Here is a 5,031-nt window from a genome sequence, read left to right as displayed (position 1 = left end):
CTTTGTTAGTTAAAGCCATGCGGATAAAACCTTCTCCCGCCGCGCCATAACCGTTGCCAGGGGGGACAAGCACGCCGCATTTCTCTAATAGCAATTTGGCAAATTCTGTGGAAGTGTAATTGCTGGGAACCGGGACCCAAATATATAATGTGGCTTTGGGGGGTTCAATTTTCCAACGGAGAGAACGCAATCCTGAAATCACTAAATCGCGGCGATGTTGATAAATATCATTCAGCTTTTGACGGTCTGACTCTGAGGTTAAATAAGCAGCGATCGCGGCTTTTTGAATAGCTTTAAATACACCAGAATCCACATTAGTTTTAACTTGGCTTAATCCCTTAATCCCGATTTCATTACCGACGACAAACCCAATGCGCCACCCGGTCATATTATAGGATTTAGACAGGCTATGAAACTCAATAGCAATATCTTTGGCACCGGGAACCTCTAGGACACTGGGCGCTCGATAACCTTCATAACAAACCTCGGAATAGGCGTTATCATGGCATAGTAGAATGTCGAACTTTTGACAAAAATCTACCATGGTGCTAAAGTCTTGTAAGGTGGCGATCGCACCGGTGGGATTGTTCGGGTAGTTTACCCAAAATAATTTAGCCCGCCTAGCTATCTCCTCTGGAATTGCTTGTAAATCGGGTAAAAAGCCATTTTCGGGCTGTAGGGGAACATAGTAAGGCTCTCCCCCGGCGAAGAGGGTAGAAGTGCGATAGACTGGATAACCAGGATCGGGGATTAAGACAATATCCCCAGCTTCCACAAAAGCTAAGGCTGTGTTGTGGATAGCTTCCTTAGAACCGACAGAGGAGATGATCTCGGTTTCTGGGTTTAAGCCATTCACCCCAAAGCGACGAGACATCCAAGCGATCGCCGCCTCCCGGTATTCTATCATACCCCGATAGGGCGGATAGTTGTGGTTGGAGGGGTCTTCAATGGCATCGTGCATAGCCACCCTGATATGATCCAAAGTGGGCTGGTCAGGATCACCCACTCCAATATTAATTATATCTACCCCTTGAGCAACCAGTTCTATGCGTCTCCGGTCAATTTCAGCAAACAGGTAGGGGGGGATTTTTTCTAAACGTTTAGCAAACTGCATTATCACTCACAGGGGGTTGGTTCATTAGGTATAAGCCAGAAAATTATACCAGAAAACTCTTACAACCCAGCCATGAACAGCAGTAAATGAACGGCGATGTCAACCCTGTGATCACCTCAATTACAGGCTTTTTAGTTAAATTATTGCCAAAAGAAAATCGGCAGCAACAACAACTCTAAATTAAATGCAACAGTTTCGGGTTCAAGGTGACCCAGGTTGATTAACTGTGTTAGGTTCCGAACCTAGGGACTAGGTACTAAGCGAATACGTCCGGCATCCATTTCGTCCATCAGTAATTCTAAGGCTTCATAATCCACATCGGAAATATAACCCAGTCGAGTCAGTTCATAGTTAATCCCGTTTTCGATTTCGGGGGTGAGACATCTAAAGTAAAGTGCTTTAGATACCAGTTTTCGAATTCCATTGGTGGCTGACATGAGTGGTCAAGTAACTCAACTTATGTTAATTCTCCAACCAATAAACAGTCTGGCTGGTGATTTTTATCTCCATAAATATGTGATCTAAATCACGCAGTCTGGCTCTTGGGGGTTGGTGATAGCAGAAATTAAGATGCTGCTATATTATGAGACAATCAAACAGTTTTTGTCTGTGTTTTTTAATACAATTCTTGTCATATCATGACAAGTTGATCGTATCTGAATAAGTTAACAAAAACTTAATCTTTGTGCCACGGGTAATATAATACCTGCCCCATCAAATATGGCCAACCAAGCCCAGCATAGAAAATAGGGAGGATATTTTAATTCCCAAAATCTGGATATCTATCAACTAATTATCAGCCCCAAAACCCAGGAAATAGGCAGCCAGGAAGTCCTGTAGTGAATCAGGAAAATTTAATTTACCAGAATTGCACCGATGATGTATAATGGTGTTATATGCGTCATTTCTAAGCCAAACATAATCAAAACGTATAAGTAAAGATTGCCGATTAAGAATCATAAGAGGTAGAAAGTGGCAGTTTCAGTCAAAGAATTAATCACACCAGAAATTAACCAACCAGCGCGATATTTAGGTAACGAATTAGGGGCGAAACACAAACCCTGGGAATCAGCGGCAGTGCGCTGGTCTCTCACGTATCCAGAAATCTATGAGGTAGGAGCCTCGAACCTGGGGCATATAATCCTCTATAATATCATCAATGCCCAGCCCCGACAATTATGCGATCGCGCCTATTTACCGGCGGCGGATCTGATCACAAAACTGCGAGAGACGCAAACCCCGTTATTTGCGGTAGAGTCCCGCCGTCCTCTGAGGGAATTTGATATTCTGGGGTTTAGTCTCAGCTACGAACTAGGGGCCACGAACATTCTAGAAATGCTGGATCTTGCCCAAATTCCCCTAACCTGGAAACAAAGGCAGAATCGGGATGGACAAACCCCCCTAGGAGAAAGACCGCTAATCTTCGCGGGAGGTCAAACGGCGACATCGAACCCGGAACCCTACGCGGACTTTTTCGATTTTATCGCCCTGGGGGACGGAGAGGAACTCCTCCCGGAAATAGGTTTAGTGATAGAAGAAGGGAAAGCGACAGGGTTAACCCGCGAACAACTGCTGTTAGACCTAGCCCAAGTGCCTGGGGTATACGTTCCCCAATTCTATGATATGGCAGGGGATGGGTCAATTCATCCCAACCATCCGGAAGTACCCACAAGGATTATCCGCCGGGTGGCGACTCCGATGCCAGCCTATTCGATTACAATGGTTCCATTCGTGCAAACAGTTCACGATCGCCTAGCCTTGGAAGTGAGACGAGGTTGCACCCGTGGCTGTCGTTTCTGTCAACCGGGAATGTTAACCCGTCCGGCTAGAGACGTGGAACCGGAAGCGGTGGTAGAGGCGATCGCCAAAGGGATGAAAGCAACGGGATATAATGAATTTTCCCTATTATCCCTAAGCTGTTCAGACTACCTATCATTACCGGCAGTGGGAATGGAAATCAAAAACCGTCTGCGCGACAGTAACGTATCCCTATCCCTACCCAGTCAACGAGTCGATCGCTTTGATGAAAACATTGCCAACATCATCGGCGGGACCCGCAGCAGTGGCCTGACCTTTGCACCAGAAGCGGGGACCCAAAGAATGCGGGATGTCATCAATAAAGGACTCACCAATGAGGAATTGTTACGAGGAGTAAAAACCGCCTACGACCAAGGTTGGGATAAAATCAAACTATACTTTATGATCGGCTTGCCGGGAGAAACGGATACTGATGTCCTAGGTATCGCCGAAACAGTCCGCTGGTTGCTGCGCGAATGTCGGGAACACCGCCGCCGACCCCTGAGCATTAACCTGACCATTTCCAATTTTACCCCCAAACCCCATACACCCTTTCAATGGCACAGCGTATCAACCAAAGAATTTCAACGCAAACAGCAATTGCTAAAAGCTGAATTTCACCGCCTCAAAGGCGTTAAAGCCAACTTTACCGACGTGCGGATATCGGCTATGGAAGACTTTATCGGTAGAGGCGATCGCCGACTAGGGCCGGTAGTCCAACGTGCTTGGGAACTAGGGGCCGGAATGGATGCCTGGTGGGAAAGCCTAGATCGTGCCTTCGCCGCCTGGACCCAAGCCATAGAGGAGTCGGGGTTAGGCTGGAAATATCGGCAAGTAGAAGCGGGGGAATGGAACCTCATGGAAAATGCGATCGCGGAGGACAGCCAGGACCACAGCCACCGTGAACAACTACTAGACCAACCTCTACCTTGGGACCATATCAACACCGGAATAGACAAAAACTGGCTGAAACAAGACCTACAAAAGGCGATCGAAGCGGCCACAGTTCCCGACTGTTCTTTCGCCGCCTGCTCCCATTGTGGGGTATGTGGTCCAGAGTTAGGCCATAACGTAGTATTTACACCCCCACCCATTCCCGAATTTGCTGGTCATTTTGTCCCGCCTTCCCAACGAGTCCAACGGGTGCGAGTCTGGTTTGGCAAATTGGGAGACATGGCATTAGTCGGACATCTTGACCTGATGAAAGTTTTTGATCGGGCTGTCAGACGCGCAGAATTGCCCATATCCTTCACCGGAGGCTATCATCCAGGCCCCCGTATATCCCCGGGAAATGCACTGCCTTTGGGGACCACTAGCACCGGGGAAATTGCGGATTTTGACCTGGCGGAGACTATGGATATACAAACCTTTCAACAGCAACTATCCGCCTCTCTCCCCGACAACTTACCCATTTATCGGGTCGCAGAAGTGGACGTTAACTCGCCGGCGATCGCCGAAACCATAGAACACGCTACCTATATCATCCATTTACAAGCCACAGATGAGACTATTACCCCGAATCATTGGGCCGGTTGGGTGCAGGCTGTACTCAACAGTTCAGAAATCTTGTGGGAAAAAACTACGAAATCGGGTAGAATCAGAATTATTAACCTGCGTGAGCAGTTGTTACAACTAGAGGCGATCGTAAAAGAAACAGTCAAAATTCCACTATGGGAATTAGACCAACCACCCCAAAACGCTACCCTATTGCGTTATTTGGGAACCTGTCGCAATGATGGAACTCAACTGCGACCAGAACAAGTGGTTTATATGCTAGAACAAGTTAGCGGCCAGGAATTGCAACTAATTTCCATCCACCGAGAACATCTAGCGCTACGCGCCGAGGTTACAGGTGCGGCTGATTTGGGGTATAATGATCTAATCTGTACAAAACCTGATTCACCCTAAGACCTAAGCCTAATTTAGGCGATCGGGTTGAGGGTTATAACCAAGGTAGAGTCAGGCTTGGCCTGTTTCAAGTGGTAAGCGTTGGATATAAGCGCCCAGATTTATCCATCTTCCTCCTTCCTCTATGATCACTCCTGCTAACCCTGTCGGGTTAACCGTCAGCACCCCCGGCTGAAGCACGGGGGCTTCGTGCCCCCCTTTCAGGTAGCTGA

The 5,031-nt window shown here is 47.5% G+C and carries 3 protein-coding genes; 1 reads left to right on the top strand and 2 read right to left on the bottom strand.

Going from position 1 to position 5,031, the window contains the following annotated elements; all coding sequences use genetic code 11:
* Together P5683_RS02540 and P5683_RS02535 are read right to left on the bottom strand one after the other, a co-directional pair.
* Positions 1-1,114: LL-diaminopimelate aminotransferase (locus P5683_RS02540; RefSeq protein ID WP_315669410.1), on the bottom strand; the 1,114-nt coding region annotated here is incomplete at its 3' end.
* 242 nt (positions 1,115-1,356) lie between these two features.
* Complete coding sequence (locus P5683_RS02535; RefSeq protein ID WP_006623919.1) at positions 1,357-1,551, bottom strand: hypothetical protein; 195 nt, start codon at positions 1,549-1,551, stop codon at positions 1,357-1,359.
* 535 nt (positions 1,552-2,086) lie between these two features.
* Here P5683_RS02535 and P5683_RS02530 point away from each other — a divergent pair.
* Entirely contained in the window at positions 2,087-4,819 is a 2,733-nt protein-coding gene (locus P5683_RS02530) for a TIGR03960 family B12-binding radical SAM protein (protein WP_008053484.1), read from the top strand.
* The last annotated feature ends 212 nt before the right edge of the window (positions 4,820-5,031 follow it).

This window comes from Limnospira sp. PMC 1279.21 (genome assembly GCF_032349615.1).
In the GTDB taxonomy this organism is placed as follows: Bacteria; Cyanobacteriota; Cyanobacteriia; order Cyanobacteriales; family Microcoleaceae; genus Limnospira; species Limnospira fusiformis.
This window is presented reverse-complemented; position numbering and strand designations above follow the sequence as displayed.